Source organism: Rhizobium sp. LjRoot98 (assembly GCF_964252935.1).
Taxonomy (GTDB): domain Bacteria; phylum Pseudomonadota; class Alphaproteobacteria; order Rhizobiales; family Rhizobiaceae; genus Pararhizobium.
Window position 1 is genome coordinate 416,341 of sequence record NZ_CAXUPW020000003.1, and the last position, 15,197, is coordinate 431,537.

Sequence of the window (15,197 nt, forward strand, 5' to 3'; positions counted from 1 at the left end):
CTTTTCCATGGCTTATGATCTCATCGTTATCGGTACTGGCCCCGGCGGCTATGTCTGCGCCATCAAGGCAGCCCAACTCGGCCTCAAGGTCGGCGTCATCGAGAAGCGCGCCACCTATGGCGGCACCTGCCTCAACATCGGCTGCATCCCCTCCAAGGCGCTGCTGCATGCGTCGGAAGTCTTCCACCAGACGGCTCACGGCATCGACGCGCTCGGCGTTGAGGTTGCAGCCCCGAAGCTGAACCTGACCAAGATGCTCGCCCACAAGGATGCGACGGTAAAGTCGAACACCGATGGCGTCGCCTTCCTGTTCAAGAAGAACAAGATCGATGCCTTCCAGGGCACCGGCAAGGTTGTTGGCGAAGGCAAGGTCTCCGTCACCAACGACAAGGGCGAAGAGCAGGTCATCGAGACGAAGAACATCGTCATCGCCACCGGTTCGGATGTCGCAGGCATCCCCGGCGTTCCCGTTGAAATCGACGAAAAGATCATAATCTCGTCCACCGGCGGCATCGCGCTGGAAAAGGTTCCAGCCACCATGGTCGTCGTCGGCGGCGGTGTCATCGGCCTTGAGCTCGGTTCCGTCTGGTCGCGTCTTGGCGCCAAGGTGACCGTCGTCGAATATCTCGACACGATCCTCGGCGGCATGGACGGCGAAGTCTCCAAGCAGTTCCAGCGGATGCTCGCCAAGCAGGGTATCGACTTCAAGCTCGGCGCCAAGGTGACCGGCGTTGAGAAGGCCGGCGGCGGCGCCAAGGTGACGTTCGAACCCGTCAAGGGCGGCGATGCTGCGACGATCGATGCCGATGTCGTGCTGATCGCCACCGGCCGCAAGCCATTCACCGATGGTCTTGGCCTGGCGGAAGCCGGCGTCGTCATGGACAGCCGTGGCCGTGTCGAGATTGACGGACACTTCCAGACCAACGTTACCGGCATCTACGCTATCGGTGACGTCGTGCGCGGCCCGATGCTTGCCCACAAGGCTGAAGACGAAGGTGTTGCCGTTGCCGAGATCATTGCCGGTCAGGCTGGCCACGTGAACTATGACGTCATCCCAAGCGTCGTCTACACCCAGCCGGAAGTCGCCTCCGTCGGCAAGACCGAGGAAGAGCTGAAGGCTGCAGGCATCGCCTACAAGGTCGGCAAGTTCCCGTTCACCGCCAACGGCCGCGCCCGCGCCATGCTGCAGACGGACGGCTTCGTGAAAATCCTCGCTGACAAGGAAACCGACCGGGTTCTCGGTGGTCACATCGTCGGCTTCGGCGCTGGCGAAATGATCCACGAAATCACCGTTCTGATGGAATTCGGCGGCTCTTCGGAAGATCTCGGCCGCACCTGCCATGCCCATCCGACCATGTCGGAAGCGGTGAAGGAAGCCGCTCTCGCGACCTTCTTCAAGCCGATCCATATGTAAGAAACCAGCAATACCAAAGTCTCGATGAGAGACTTGGTATGAGGGGGCCGTGACAATCGGCCCCTTTGCGGCTCCTGAGTGCGCGGTCTAGAATCGGCGCATTCAAGGAGCACGCGTCGATGGCCCCCCGCACACATTCCGTTCCTGTCACTTTGCCACACCCAGCCCTGCCACTCGCCGATTGGGCGGATTGTTACGAGCTCGTTGTTCCCGGCCAATCGACAAACGCGATTTCCGCGAGCAGGCGTGCAATGGGTGTTTTTCCGGTCTGGGCACGTGCTCTGTTGTGGTTGCGAAATCTGGTTGTCCGCCCCTTCGGACTGAAGGGCTCGGGCGATCATCCAGGCAGTCAAACGGAGATGATCGGCTTTTTTCCCGTCATTTCGAAATCCAGTGAACAGGCCGTACTCGGCTTTGACGACACGCATCTGGATTTCCGCACCGTCATCGACGTGCGCCAGGCCGGTGAACTCGCCCAAAGGGTCAGCGTCACGACGCTGGTGCGCCGCAAGATCCTGCTGGGCAAGATCTACATTGCTGTCATCACACCGTTTCACCGGCTGATCGTCAGGACGATGCTGGCGCGGCTCGCCCGTCCGGTCATGGCCGTGAACTGAATGTCCAGGCCGCGGGCTCTTGCGAGACGCCAGCCAGTCCGCCCTTGTAAAACCGCGGTTGCGCGCCATTTCCTTCTGACGGCGCAACCGCTGGCTCAAGGCAGATATCCGTGGCATCCGATTTCAGTGCGCCCAAGCTTTCCGGTCCAAGAACATCGACGGTCATCCGTCACATCCGCTACGAGGCAGGACAGAACCTGCGGCTGATCACCGTGGGCGTCGCCGTGTTTATCGTCCTGCTGCTCGGGGCATCCTTCTGGGTGTCCAAGAAGGGCCAGGAAGCGGACGAGGCCGTCGCACACACGGTTCACAACGAGCGCCTGATTTCCGTCGTGCAATCCCAGCTCCAGGATGCGGAAATCGGACAGCGCGGTTATCTTCTGACCGGTGACCCCTTTTACCTCGAGCCTTATGACAAGGCTGTCAGCGCGATCAGCGCCAGCGTGGAGAGCCTTGCCACCGGAGTGTCCGACAATCGCCGCCAGGACGGCAATGTTGCGGTGCTGCGGTCGCTGACCACCCAGAAGCTGTCAGAGCTGCGCCAGACCATCGAGCATCGCCGCGCCGGCGATGAAGGCGCCGCCATTGCCATGCTGCGCAACGGTCAGGGCAAGGTCTTGATGGATGGCGTGCGTGACGTTTTGGAGCGCATGCGCAGGGAAGAGGAAAGCCTGATGACGCTCAGGGCCAATCAGGCGCGCCGCGCCGGGTTCGTGCTGGAGATGATGGTGATCGGGCTGGCGATGTTGACCGCCCTGATGGGCGTCATCGCCGTGCGCGCCACATTGCGGCGCGCACGGTCGGCAGAAGCGTCGCGCGACGAATTACTGCAGCATCTAGACCGCAAGCTGCTCGCCATCATGGCGGCCGATATCGTTGGCTATAGCCGGATGATGGAGGGCGATGAAGCCCAGACCCTAGCGCGGCTGAAAGACGTGCGGGACCGGATCGATCCGATCATTGCCAATCACAGCGGCAGCATTGTCACCACGGCGGGCGACAGCGTGCTTGTCGCCTTTGCCAGTGCGCTGTCGGCGATCGATTGCGCGGTGGAAATCCAGGGGACGATGGCGGCGGACAACGCAGACCTGCCGGAAGAACAGCATCTGATGTTCCGCATCGGCATCAATGTCGGCGATGTCATCGTGCAGGATGGCGATATTTTTGGCGATACGGTGAATGTAGCAGCGCGGCTGGAGCCAATGGCGGATCCCGGCGGGATCTGCATCTCACGCGCGGTTCGCGATCACATCCGCAAGCAGCGGCATCTGGTTTTCGATGATCTGGGATTCCTCAAGGTCAAGAACATCGCGCATCCGGTCAGCGCATTCCGGGTGCGGTTCGATCCGGCAGCGCAGCCAGCCTCAATCCTGACAGAAAACGGCGGCGCCGGGGATACCAGCGCCGCGCGTCGATAGGCTTACTGCAGGGTGCGGAACTGAGCCGCCTGCGCGGGGATTGCGCCGGCATCGGTGCCCGCAGCCTGACCGTCGAGGCCGGTGGCAACGACGGAAACGCGGAAGACGCCATCAAGGCTCTTGTCGAAGATCGCGCCGACGACGATGTCGGCGTCCTCATAGACTTCCTCGCGGATACGGGTCGCTGCCTCATCGACTTCGAACAGCGTCATGTCGGAGCCGCCGGAGATCGAGATCAGCACGCCTTTGGCACCCTTCATCGAAACTTCGCTGAGCAGCGGGTTGGCAATCGCTGCTTCGGCTGCCTTGGAGGCGCGGCTGTCGCCGCTGGCTTCGCCGGTACCCATCATCGCGCGACCCATGCCCTTCATCACCGATTTGACGTCGGCGAAGTCGAGGTTGATCAGGCCTTCCTTGACGATCAGGTCGGTGATGCAGCCGACGCCGGAATAGAGAACCCGGTCGGCTATGACGAACGCGTCGGCAAAGGTGGTCTTGGCGTCGGCGATACGGAAGAGGTTCTGGTTGGGAATGACGATGACGGTATCGGCCGCTTCACGCAGCCGTTCGATGCCTTCTTCAGCCGATTGCATGCGCCGCTTGCCTTCGAAGCTGAACGGCTTGGTGACGACGGCGACCGTCAGGATACCGGCATTGCGCGCGGCCTGAGCGATGACCGGTGCGGCACCGGTGCCCGTGCCACCACCCATGCCGGCGGTGACGAAACACATATGGGTGCCGCCGAGATGATCCATGATCTCGTCGATCGATTCCTCGGCTGCAGCGCGGCCGACTTCCGGCAACGAGCCTGCGCCGAGACCTTCGGTCACCTGTGCTCCGAGCTGGATCAGCCGGGTCGCCTTCGACATGGTCAGCGCCTGCGCGTCAGTGTTGGCGGCAACAAATTCGGCGCCCTGCAGGCCCTCGGAGATCATGTTGTTGATGGCATTGCCGCCACCGCCGCCGACGCCGATGACAGTGATCTTCGGCCTCATTTCCGAAATCACGGGTTTCTTGATCTCTGTCATCTTGTCTCCTTGGACTTGGTTGCGGCCCCGGCGTGTGGAAGCGCGTTCCGGGAGCTGCATCGAATACGAAGCGGAGCGGGCGCGAATCAGGCCGCTGCAGGTTATGATGGCAAAAAGGCAGAGAGACGGCGCGCGTGCAAGAGTCACAGCTAAAATTGCTGTGCTGGCGAGGGTTTCTGGAGGGTGATCTGTCCCTTCTCCCCGGCGGCGAGAAGGTGGCCTGAAAGGCCGGGTGGGGGGACCGCAGGTGCGGAATACGCCGAAACGCCCCTCATCGCCTCACTGCGTTTGGCACTTCTCCCTGCGGGAGAGAAGAGGGAGGCCGCTCAATTGGCGGCCGACATGCTGGTGACGGTAAAGCCGTCCTTGCGCAGAAGTTCGATCACGCCTTCGTTGCCCGGCAGGTGCAGGGCGCCGACGGCCATGAAGACAGCGCCACCGTCGAGGATCGGCCTGGCTCTCGTCGCCATGGTCTTGTTGCGGTCGGTGATGATGCGTTGTTCGAAATCGGCGTAGCCTGCATCATCGCTGGTGGACTTCTCTTCCGAAACCGCTTTCATCATTGGCATGATCAGGCCGGTATCGCCGGAGAGATAAAGCTCGGTGGTTGTTTCCATGACGTCGGTAATGGTGTCGCCGAGTGCCAATGTCTCGATCAGCGCTTCCAGATGAAACTGCACCGGCAGCGCATCCATGGCCTGCAACTGCTCGACCAGGGTCTCCAGCCCTTTCAGGCTCTTGCCCTGTTTCAAGGCATCCTCGGCCAGCTTTTTATCGAGGAACGCGGCGCCGGCGGCCTTGCGACTCATTTCGCAGGCGGGCAGGGCAACGAAACTGGCAATCATCCACGGCTTCATCTTGGCCACCAGCGTCAGCGGAATGCCGCGCGTCTTCAACCCCGCTTCCAGCTTCGCAACGTCTTCGGGCTTGAGGAAGTCCTTGATCGACTTGCCATCGGCAAACATCGTCAAACCGGGCTGCATCATGATCGTAGCGGCAGCTTTGCGGTCATCGACGATCTCGTCGGATTCGACGATGACGGTCCCGGATGTGTCATAGGCCTGGCTGGCGCCGGCAGGCATGGCCAGCACGCGCGGATCGGTGACGTGCATGGTGCCGAGCAGATAGGATGGCGCAACGCCGGGCTTCTCGATCTTCCAGAATGTACCCTTGCCGTTCGGAACGGCCGCCGCCTCCTTCTCCAACGCCGCGAACCGGGCTGGATCGGATGTGCGCATTTCGGCGATCAGGTTCTTGCCGCCGCAGGATATTTCTTCGGCATGGGCCGGAGAAATCGACAGAAGGGTGACGATCAGGCTGAGTGCAAACAGGACGTGCAACGTGGCGATCAGCGCAAGCAGGTTATCGCCCAACCTGCTGGTCAATCTATCTGCCAGGCTGCGTGCCGGTTTTGCCCAGTGCTGAAACATCATCGATCCTGTCTGCGAAACATCAATCCGGCGATTCTAGCTGCCCAGGCCTCACGGGCCGTTTAACAAAACTGGTTAACGCGCCTTAACCGGCAAAATTCAGGCGCGTGGGTGAGCACGATCATAGATTTCGAGCAGCCGTGCCGAATCGACGCCGGTATAGACCTGCGTGGTTGACAGGCTGGCATGGCCGAGCAGTTCCTGAATGGTCCTCAAGTCGCCGCCGCCCGCGAGCAGATGGGTGGCGAAGGAGTGGCGCAGGGCATGCGGCGTTGCCGTATCCGGCAGGCCAAGCGCGCCGCGCAGCTTCTGCATCTCGCGCTGGATGATCGCCGGTTGCAGCTTGCCGCCCTTGGCGCCGCGAAACAGCGGGCCGTCCGCTGCCAGATGATAGGGGCAGAGTTTTTCATAGGCGCGTATGGCATCGACCGCCGCCGAGATCAGCGGCACGATGCGGGTCTTGCCGCCCTTGCCATGGATGCGCAGCGCTGTCGGCGCACCGGCAAAATCGGCTGGCGTCAGGGCCAGCGCTTCGGAAATACGCAGGCCGCAGCCGTAGAGCAACGTCAGGACGGCAGCGTTGCGTGCGGCAATCCAGGGCTCTTCGGCCAATTGCGCATCATTGGTAACGACCGTCAGCGCATCCGTTGCCGTCAGCGGCTTTGGTAGGGATTTCGGTTGTTTGGGCGAGCGAACGGCAGACGCACCGGCGGCGTTGGCCATGCCTTTCTTTTCCAGATAGCGCAGGAACGAGCGCAGGCCGGCCAGCCCGCGTCCAAGCGTTCGCGCTCCGGCGCCATCCCGCCGGCGGGCGGCGAGAAAGCCGCGCAGATCGCCGGGGCGCAACGCGCTGATGTCGCTCAGCCGGGCAGGGCCGCTGAGGTGCCCGGTCAGGAAATGCAGGAATTGCCGCGTGTCGCGCTCATAGGCTTCGACTGTCTTGTCCGACAGCCGCCGCTCCTCTCCAAGGCCGGAAAGCCAGCGCTGGCGCTCGGCCATCAACTCGGGATGACCAATGATCAGCAGTTCGTTCACAGCCATGCTCCGCGATTTCAGATGATCGCGACTCTGCGCGCCAGCCGGTTATGTTTTTCCTAACAGCCCTTGGAATTTGTCATGCCCGGATCATATTCAACTGCGATAGCTCAAGCGCAGGCAAGGCGGAAGAAGCGATGGCGCGACGGGATTCGGCAAGCGGTTTCACCTATTTCGCAGAGACGGTGGCGCTGGTATCGCATGGCCAGCCGGGCCATATCGTCGATACGCTGATTGCCGAACGCGGCCAGCGTATCGTCCAGCATCCGCTCTGGCCGGTGATGCGGCCGTTTCTCTACATGCTGCTGAACTACCGCAAGGCGATCGAGTTTGCCGACGCTGTTGCCAATGCCCCGGGTTTCCAGGCGTTCGAACACCTGAGCCGGACCCTGTCGCTTGATATCCGCGTGCGTAACGAAGAGCGTATCCCCGAAAAGGGTGGTTTCTTGCTGGTGAGCAACCATCCGACCGGCATTGCCGACGGTATTGCGGTGTTTGATCTCTTAAAAATCCGCCGCCCCGACATGATGTTCTTTGCCAATCGCGATGCCATCCGGGTCAATCCGCGCTTTGCCGAAATGGTCATCCCGGTCGAGTGGCGCGAGGACTACAAGAGCAAGCTGAAGGCGCGTGAAACGCTGCAGATCACCAACCGGGCGATCTCGGAGGGCAAGGCGACAGTGCTGTTTCCCTCCGGCCGGATCGCCTATTGGGCGAATGGGCGGCTCAATGAGCGGCCATGGAAAACGTCGGCTGTCGGCTTTGCCCGCAAGTACAATCTGGCCATCCTGCCGGTGCATATGTCGGCGCGCAATTCTGGGCTGTTCTACTGGCTCGCCAAATGGTCGACCGAACTGCGCGACATGACGGTGTTTCATGAGCTTTTGAACAAGAAGGGCGACCTGTTCGATTTCACCATCGGCAACCTCATTCAGCCGGATGCGCTGGATGGCGATCCGATCGAGGTGACGCGCGCTCTGGAACGCCACACCGTCTTTGATCTGGCGTTCGATGGCAATACACAGTTCCGCAACCCGGTTTCGTCAGTGGAGACGATCGGGTAAATTCTGCATCATGCAGATTCGCTCCATGTTCGCCGTTAATTACCGTTCGCTCAAATCCATCCGCATGGATATGGCCGGCGTCAACCTGTTCATCGGCGAAAACGGTGTCGGCAAGTCCAATCTCTACCGCGCCCTGCAGCTGATCCAGGCTGCCGTGCGTGGCAGGCTGGCGCACGAGATTGCCCGCGAAGGTGGCATGGCTTCGGCGCTTTGGAGCGGCAGGCGCCGTAGCGGCGATCCCGTTCGCATCAAGCTTGAGGTCGAGCTGCTCGACGAGGTTCAGGCACTGAGTTTTCTCTACCGCGTCGAGGCCGGGTTGCGTCCCGCAAAGGCTGCTGCCGGGTTCATCTTCGAGCCGCAGGTGAAGGAGGAGGAGCTGAAGGTCGATGCCGGCCGGCCGGTGACGGTTATGAAGCGGGCCGGGCCGGGCATCTTCGTCAGAAATGCGGCAGGCCGCATGGAGGAACACCCGGAACAGGCGCTGACCTCGGAAACCGCCATCGCGCTCTTGGGCGACGCCGGGCATTACCCGGAGATCGGCACGTTCCGGCGGGCGATCGATGGCTGGCGCTTTTTCCATGGGTTCCGCACGGACCGCGATTCACCGCTGCGCTCGCCCTGTCTTGCCGTCACCGCGCCGATGCTGGACGAGGACGGCTCCAACCTCGCGGCCGTCTTTGCGACGCTGTTTCATACCCGCCAGGATACGGTCGATCTCGACCGGGCGATTGCCGATGCCTTTGGCGGCGCCCGGCTTGTCGTGCCCGAACCAGAAGAGTTCGCCGAATTCTCGCTGGTCTTCCCGGATTTTCCGCAACGCCAGTTTTCACCGCGCGAACTGTCGGACGGCCAGATGCGGTTCCTGGCGCTGGCTGGTGCGCTGCTCTCCTACCGCAAACCCCGCTTCATCGCGCTCAATGAACCGGAAACCAGCCTGCATCCCGACATGTTGCCTGCACTTGCCGAAATGATCGCGCAAGCATCCACCGACAGCCAGATCTGGATCGTTACCCATTCCGAACTGCTGGCCGGAGAAATCTACAAGCGCTGCGGCGCTCGCCCGAAACGCGTGATCCGCAACGACGGCGCGACCTGGATCGAGGGGATGCGGCTGACCGGCGTGATCGAAGAGGATGATGATTGAAACAAAAAAAGCCCCGCGATCGTCTCGCGGGGCTTCGTTTATTCCAAAACCTGAAAAAATCAGGCGATCTTCTGGCCGGTCTTGGCCCAGTCGGCGAGGAAGGTTTCGAGGCCCTTGTCGGTCAGCGGGTGCTTGACGAGGGCCTTGAGCGTTGCCGGCGGGGCGGTGATGACGTTGGCGCCGATGAGAGCGGCTTCCTTGACGTGGTTGACCGTACGGATCGAGGCGGCGAGGATTTCGGTCTCGTAGCCGTAATTGTCGAAGATCTGGCGGATTTCGCGGATCAGGTCCATGCCGTCGAAGGCGATGTCGTCGAGGCGGCCGACGAAAGGCGATACGAAGGTAGCGCCGGCCTTGGCGGCGAGGAGGGCCTGGTTGGCCGAGAAGCACAGGGTGACGTTGGTCAGGTGACCATCCGACGACAGGTTCTTGCAGGCCTTGAGGCCATCGAGCGTCAGCGGCAGCTTGATGCAGATATTGTCGGCGATCTTGGAGATGACAGCCGCTTCCTTCATCATCTGCTCGTATTCGGTGGCGGCGACTTCGGCGGAAACCGGGCCTTCAACGATGCTGCAGATTTCCTTGGTGACTTCGACGATATTGCGGCCGGACTTCAGGATCAGCGAAGGGTTGGTCGTGACGCCGTCGACGAGGCCCAGGTCATTCAACTCCCGGATTTCATTGACATCGGCTGTATCGACAAAAAACTTCATTGGTATTCTCCCTTGGGATGCGGGGGCTGCTGTGTTGTTTCGGGGTTTTCTTTAACGCAATCCGGGGGCAAGGTCACGGCCGATGACTGAAGATTCGACCGATTTGTTTGACGACCTGTTCGCCCGCCGCGTCGTGCCCGTTCTGGTGCCGATGCCCGCCCCGAAACCATACTCCTATGCCGTGCCGGAGGGAATGGCCGTCGAGCCCGGATCGATCGTCCAGGTGCCGCTCGGGCCACGCCAGGTGGTGGGCGTCGTCTGGGACGGCGTTGACGATGGCAGTGTCGATCCAAAGAAATTGAAGGCGATTACCCAGGTCTTCGATTGCCCGCCTCTGGCGAAGGATATGCGCACCTTTCTCGACTGGGTCGCGTCCTATACGGTTTCACCGCCCGGTCTGGTGGCGCGCATGGCGCTCCGGGCTCCGGCGGCGTTTGATCCGGAGCCCATGATAGAAGGCTTGCGGCTGACGGACATGCGGCCGGAGCGGATGACATCGGCGCGTGAGCGGGTGATCGCGACGGCCGACAACGGATTTACCTGGACCCGTTCCGGGCTGGCGCATGCGGCTGGTACCTCGTCCAGCGTCATCGACGGGCTGACCGCGCAAGGCGTGTTCGAGACCGTGTTCATGCCGCCGCCGCCGGTGGTGGCGGCACCCGATCCCGATTATGCCGGGCACCGGCTCGAGGGACCGCAGAAACAGGCGGCCATCGATCTTCTGGAAAGCGTCGATGCCGGCGGGTTTTCTGTGTCCCTCATCGATGGCATTACCGGCTCCGGCAAGACCGAGGTCTATTTCGAGGCGATTGCCGCGACCCTGAAGGCCGGAAAGCAGGTGCTGATCCTTTTGCCGGAAATTGCGCTGACGGCGAGTTTCCTCGAACGGTTTCAGGATCGCTTTGGCTCCAAGCCGGCCGAATGGCACTCGGACCTTGCGCCACGGACCCGCGAAAAAGTCTGGCGGCAGGTGACGGAGGGCGGCGTGCGGGTCGTCGCCGGCGCGCGTTCCGCGCTGTTCCTGCCGTTCGAGAATCTTGGGCTGATCATTGTCGATGAGGAGCATGACCCGGCCTACAAGCAGGAAGATCGTGTCTTCTATAATGCGCGTGACATGGCGGTGGTGCGGGCCCGGATCGGCGAATTCCCGATCGTGCTGGTGTCTGCGACGCCATCGGTCGAAAGCCGGGTCAATGGCGATCTTGGCCGCTACAATCCGATCCATCTGCCGACGCGGTTTGGCGATGCGGCGCTGCCGGATCTGGGGCTTGTCGACATGCGCAAACATCCGCCGGAGCGCGGCGGTTTCCTGTCGCCGGTGATGCTGCGCTATATCGGCAAGGCGGTGGAGCGCGGTGAACAGGCGTTGCTGTTTCTCAACCGGCGCGGCTATGCGCCGCTGACGCTCTGCCGGGTCTGCGGCCACCGGTTTCAGTGCCCGGACTGCTCCAGCTGGCTGGTCGAGCACCGGTTCCGTGGCCAGATCCAGTGCCATCATTGCGGCTATGCGCAAAAGACGCCGGAGAGCTGCCCGGAATGCGGCACGCTCGATCATCTGGTTGCCTGCGGCCCGGGTGTCGAGCGGATCGCCGAGGAGGTCGACCGGCATTTTCCCGATGCCCGCACCATCGTGCTGTCGTCCGACCTGATGGGCGTCAAGCGCTTGCGGCTGGAGCTCGAAGCCATTGCCAAGGGCGAGGCGGATATTGTCGTCGGCACGCAGCTGGTCGCCAAGGGACATAATTTCCCGATGATGACTTTCGTCGGCATTGTCGATGCCGATATCGGGCTTGCCAACGGCGATCCGCGTGCGGCGGAGCGGACATTCCAGCTGCTTAGCCAGGTGACGGGCCGGGCGGGGCGCACCGGCCTCAAGTCGCTTGGCCTGCTGCAGACCTACCAGCCGCAACATCCGGTGATGCAGGCGATCGTTTCGGGCGATTCGGAAGCGTTTTACGAACGCGAAATCGGCGAGCGGGAAAAGGCATTGCTGCCGCCGTTTGGCCGCCTTGCCTCGATCATCGTCTCGGCCGATACCCGCCCCGATGCAGAGGGTCACGCGCGCGGTCTGCGGCAGGCGGCTCCCAAGGTGAGCGGCATTACTATTCTGGGCCCGGCCGAAGCGCCGCTGGCGCTGATCCGCGGACGGCACCGGTTCCGGCTTCTGGTGCACGGACGGCGCAACAGCGACATGCAGGCCTTCGTGAAGACGATGATGGCGAACGGGCCGAAGGTTCGCGGATCGGTCAGCGTCCAGCTGGATATCGATCCGCAGAGCTTTTTGTAGAATCGCGAAAAAGCCCCTCATCCGGCCTGTCGGCCACCTTCTCCCCGTCTGCGGGGAGAAGGGATATGCCGCACCTTCTTTCCACCTCGCGACGATATAGCTGGGAGCGAATGATCCGCTCCGTCGTCCCCTCTCCCCGCGAGCGGGGAGAGGGCTAGGGTGAGGGGCAGTCCGGCGTAGGCGGGCAAGCTACCTTTGGATTACCTCTCTGCACCTGATTCCCTTTTCCTTTCCACTGCGTTAATCCTCTCTCGTCGCGAAGTCGGCGCAAGACATGAGGGGACAGGCATGGAGTTCTACATTCCAACCGAAACGGGAGAATTCCTGGCGTTCTGCGCCGCCGTAATGACCTCGCTGCTCGGGCTTGTCTTCCTGTTTGCACCGGGCATTGCCTTCCGGGCTCTGGGGATAGATCTGCGTGAAGGCCGACGCGGCGGGTATGCGGAGGCGCGCTCCACGATGGGCGGCTTTCATCTCGGGCTTGGCATTGCCGCGCTGCTTTTGGCCCAGCCGATGGTCTATCTGGCGCTCGGTGCTGCCTTTGCGCTTGCGGCGTTCGGACGCATCCTGTCGATGCTGTCGGACAGCGGCAATACGGTTGTGAACTGGTTGTATCTGATCGTCCAGATCGTGCTCTCGGCGTTGCCCCTGGCCTATGTCTTTGGTTTTATCTAAACCCGGCCAGCAAGGGCCTACAGCGCGGACCTCGTCAGCTCATACCCCCTTTTTGTCAAAATTTGGCCAAACCGGCCAGAACTATGCGCATTCGTGCGGTTCGCGTGTTGCGAGTCCAGATATCCTATGCTAGACGAACCGCGACTTGTGGGGGAAACAGGCCGCCCGGCTTGTATGTCCTTTAAAATATAGCAACAAATTCAAGGTGTTGGGTTTACGGTTCTCCGCAGACATCGCTCTTGAATTAAAATAAGAGAAGCTTGTGCCCGTGGCAGACACATCCCAGCTTATTTCCGGTGTTGCAGAAAGGTACGCGTCTTCGCTTTTCGATCTCGCACTGGAGGCGGGTTCGGTGGAGAGCGTGGGGGCGGATCTGGACAAGTTCCAGTCGCTGATCAACGAGAGCGCTGATCTGAAGCGTCTTATCGTCAGCCCGATCTTTTCTGCCGACGACCAGTTCAAGGCCATTTCCGCGATCATCGCGAAGGCCGGTATTTCGGGTCTGGTCGGTAACTTCCTGAAGGTGGTTGCACGCAATCGCCGCCTGTTCGCGGTGCCTGGCATCGTCAAGTCCTATCGCGAAACTGCTGCCCGTCATCGTGGCGAAGTTTCTGCTGACGTGACTTCGGCGCATGCCCTGACGGCAGCGCAGCAGACTGAATTGAAGGCGGCGCTCAAGGGCGTCACCGGCAAAGACGTGACGCTCAACGTCACGGTTGAACCCTCTATTCTCGGTGGTCTGATCGTCAAGGTCGGGTCCCGCCAGATTGACACTTCCCTTCGCACAAAGCTTTCTAGCCTTAAGCTTGCACTGAAAGAGGTCGGCTGATGGATATCCGCGCCGCGGAAATTTCCGCAATTCTCAAAGATCAAATCAAAAACTTCGGCCAGGAGGCAGTTGTCTCCGAAGTCGGTCAAGTGCTTTCCGTCGGTGACGGTATTGCCCGCGTCTACGGTCTGGACAATGTTCAGGCAGGTGAGATGGTCGAATTCCCGGGTGGAATTCGCGGCATGGCGCTGAACCTTGAAGCCGACAACGTTGGTGTCGTTATTTTCGGCGCCGACCGCGAAATCAAGGAAGGCGACACCGTCAAGCGGACCGGCGCCATCGTTGACGTTCCGGTTGGTCCGGAACTGCTCGGCCGCGTTGTTGACGCACTCGGCAATCCGATCGACGGCAAGGGCCCGATCAATGCCAAGCAGCGCTCGCGCGTTGACGTCAAGGCGCCGGGCATCATCCCGCGCAAGTCGGTTCATGAGCCGATGTCGACCGGCCTCAAGGCCATCGACGCTCTGATCCCGGTTGGCCGCGGCCAGCGCGAGCTGGTCATCGGTGACCGTCAGACCGGCAAGACCGCCATCATTCTCGACACGATCCTGAACCAGAAGTCGATCCACGACAACGGCCCGGACAGCGAAAAGCTGTACTGCGTTTACGTCGCTATCGGCCAGAAGCGTTCGACGGTTGCTCAGTTCGTTAAGGTGCTCGAAGAGCGCGGCGCACTGAAGTACTCGATCATCATCGCCGCAACGGCGTCCGATCCGGCTCCGATGCAGTATCTCGCACCGTTCGCTGGCGCTGCCATGGGCGAATACTTCCGCGACAACAGCATGCACGCTCTGATCGGTTACGACGACTTGTCGAAGCAGGCTGTGGCCTATCGTCAGATGTCTCTGCTTCTGCGTCGTCCTCCGGGCCGCGAAGCTTATCCGGGCGACGTTTTCTACCTGCATTCCCGTCTGCTCGAGCGCGCTGCAAAGCTTTCCGACGAGATGGGTGCTGGTTCGCTGACGGCTCTGCCGGTCATCGAAACCCAGGGTAACGACGTTTCGGCGTTCATCCCAACCAACGTGATCTCGATCACCGACGGCCAGATCTTCCTTGAAACGGACCTGTTCTACCAGGGTATCCGCCCGGCTGTTAACGTCGGTCTGTCGGTTTCCCGCGTTGGTTCGGCCGCCCAGATCAAGGCGATGAAGCAGGTTGCTGGTTCGATCAAGGGTGAACTCGCCCAGTATCGCGAAATGGCAGCGTTTGCCCAGTTCGGTTCCGACCTCGATGCTGCAACGCAGCGTCTGTTGAACCGTGGTGCACGCCTGACCGAACTCCTGAAGCAGCCGCAGTTCTCGCCGCTGAAGACGGAAGAGCAGGTCGCGGTCATCTTCGCTGGCGTGAACGGTTACCTCGACAAGATCGCCGTCAACAAGGTTGGCGCGTTCGAGCAGGGTCTGCTGTCGTACATGCGTTCCGAAGGCAAGGACATTCTTGAGGCTATCCGCAAGGACAAGGCAATCAGCGACGACGTCAAGGGCAAGCTCAAGGCTGCCATCGACACGTTTGCGAAATCCTTCGCCTGATCGGGTACCAGTTA

At 61.3% G+C, this 15,197-nt stretch carries 13 protein-coding genes; 9 read left to right on the plus strand and 4 right to left on the minus strand.

Annotated elements, in window-relative coordinates; genetic code table 11:
- Positions 1-7 precede the first annotated feature (7 nt).
- From lpdA to ACSQ3J_RS13890, 3 genes are all read left to right on the plus strand, one after another.
- Positions 8-1,414, plus strand: a complete 1,407-nt coding sequence (lpdA, locus tag ACSQ3J_RS13880; protein WP_436039314.1) for a dihydrolipoyl dehydrogenase — start codon at positions 8-10, stop codon at positions 1,412-1,414.
- 119 nt (positions 1,415-1,533) lie between these two features.
- Positions 1,534-2,031: a DUF2867 domain-containing protein gene (locus ACSQ3J_RS13885; protein WP_436039315.1), complete on the plus strand. Its 498-nt coding sequence runs from the start codon at positions 1,534-1,536 to the stop codon at positions 2,029-2,031.
- A gap of 110 nt (positions 2,032-2,141) precedes the next feature.
- Entirely contained in the window at positions 2,142-3,449 is a 1,308-nt protein-coding gene (locus ACSQ3J_RS13890; protein WP_436039316.1) for a CHASE3 domain-containing protein, read from the plus strand.
- Positions 3,450-3,451: 2 nt separating this feature from the next.
- On the opposite strand, the gene ftsZ is transcribed toward ACSQ3J_RS13890, so the two are convergent.
- The 3 genes from ftsZ to ACSQ3J_RS13905 all read right to left on the minus strand — a co-directional run bounded on the left by ftsZ (position 3,452) and on the right by ACSQ3J_RS13905 (position 6,948).
- Positions 3,452-4,477 carry a cell division protein FtsZ gene (ftsZ, locus tag ACSQ3J_RS13895; protein WP_060502759.1) on the minus strand — a complete coding sequence of 342 codons (1,026 nt, stop codon included), beginning with the start codon at positions 4,475-4,477 and terminating at the stop codon, positions 3,452-3,454.
- 326 nt (positions 4,478-4,803) lie between these two features.
- Positions 4,804-5,907 carry a TraB/GumN family protein gene (locus ACSQ3J_RS13900; RefSeq protein WP_436039344.1) on the minus strand — a complete coding sequence of 368 codons (1,104 nt, stop codon included), beginning with the start codon at positions 5,905-5,907 and terminating at the stop codon, positions 4,804-4,806.
- A gap of 99 nt (positions 5,908-6,006) precedes the next feature.
- Complete coding sequence (locus tag ACSQ3J_RS13905) at positions 6,007-6,948, minus strand: tyrosine recombinase XerC (protein ID WP_436039317.1); 942 nt, start codon at positions 6,946-6,948, stop codon at positions 6,007-6,009.
- Positions 6,949-7,079: 131 nt separating this feature from the next.
- Here ACSQ3J_RS13905 and ACSQ3J_RS13910 point away from each other — a divergent pair, with 131 nt between their 5' ends.
- Positions 7,080-8,006: a GNAT family N-acetyltransferase gene (locus ACSQ3J_RS13910; RefSeq protein WP_436039318.1), complete on the plus strand. Its 927-nt coding sequence runs from the start codon at positions 7,080-7,082 to the stop codon at positions 8,004-8,006.
- 10 nt (positions 8,007-8,016) lie between these two features.
- Complete coding sequence (locus tag ACSQ3J_RS13915; RefSeq protein ID WP_436039319.1) at positions 8,017-9,150, plus strand: AAA family ATPase; 1,134 nt, start codon at positions 8,017-8,019, stop codon at positions 9,148-9,150.
- 59 nt (positions 9,151-9,209) lie between these two features.
- Here the strand turns inward: ACSQ3J_RS13915 and fsa are convergent, their stop codons facing one another.
- Positions 9,210-9,863 carry a fructose-6-phosphate aldolase gene (fsa, locus tag ACSQ3J_RS13920; protein ID WP_436039321.1) on the minus strand — a complete coding sequence of 218 codons (654 nt, stop codon included), beginning with the start codon at positions 9,861-9,863 and terminating at the stop codon, positions 9,210-9,212.
- Between the two features lie 82 nt (positions 9,864-9,945).
- Here fsa and ACSQ3J_RS13925 point away from each other — a divergent pair, with 82 nt between their 5' ends.
- From ACSQ3J_RS13925 to atpA, 4 genes are all read left to right on the plus strand, one after another.
- Positions 9,946-12,150 (plus strand): primosomal protein N', encoded by a 2,205-nt coding sequence (locus ACSQ3J_RS13925; protein ID WP_060502764.1) that lies wholly within the window; start codon positions 9,946-9,948, stop codon positions 12,148-12,150.
- Positions 12,151-12,438: 288 nt separating this feature from the next.
- Positions 12,439-12,825 (plus strand): AGROH133_08824 family phage infection protein, encoded by a 387-nt coding sequence (locus ACSQ3J_RS13930; RefSeq protein WP_060502765.1) that lies wholly within the window; start codon positions 12,439-12,441, stop codon positions 12,823-12,825.
- A 262-nt stretch (positions 12,826-13,087) separates the two neighbouring features.
- Positions 13,088-13,654, plus strand: coding sequence for a F0F1 ATP synthase subunit delta (locus tag ACSQ3J_RS13935; protein WP_060502766.1), 567 nt, complete (start codon positions 13,088-13,090; stop codon positions 13,652-13,654).
- Complete coding sequence (gene atpA, locus ACSQ3J_RS13940; RefSeq protein ID WP_060502767.1) at positions 13,654-15,183, plus strand: F0F1 ATP synthase subunit alpha; 1,530 nt, start codon at positions 13,654-13,656, stop codon at positions 15,181-15,183. The genes ACSQ3J_RS13935 and atpA overlap by 1 nt, the downstream gene beginning before the upstream one ends.
- The last annotated feature ends 14 nt before the right edge of the window (positions 15,184-15,197 follow it).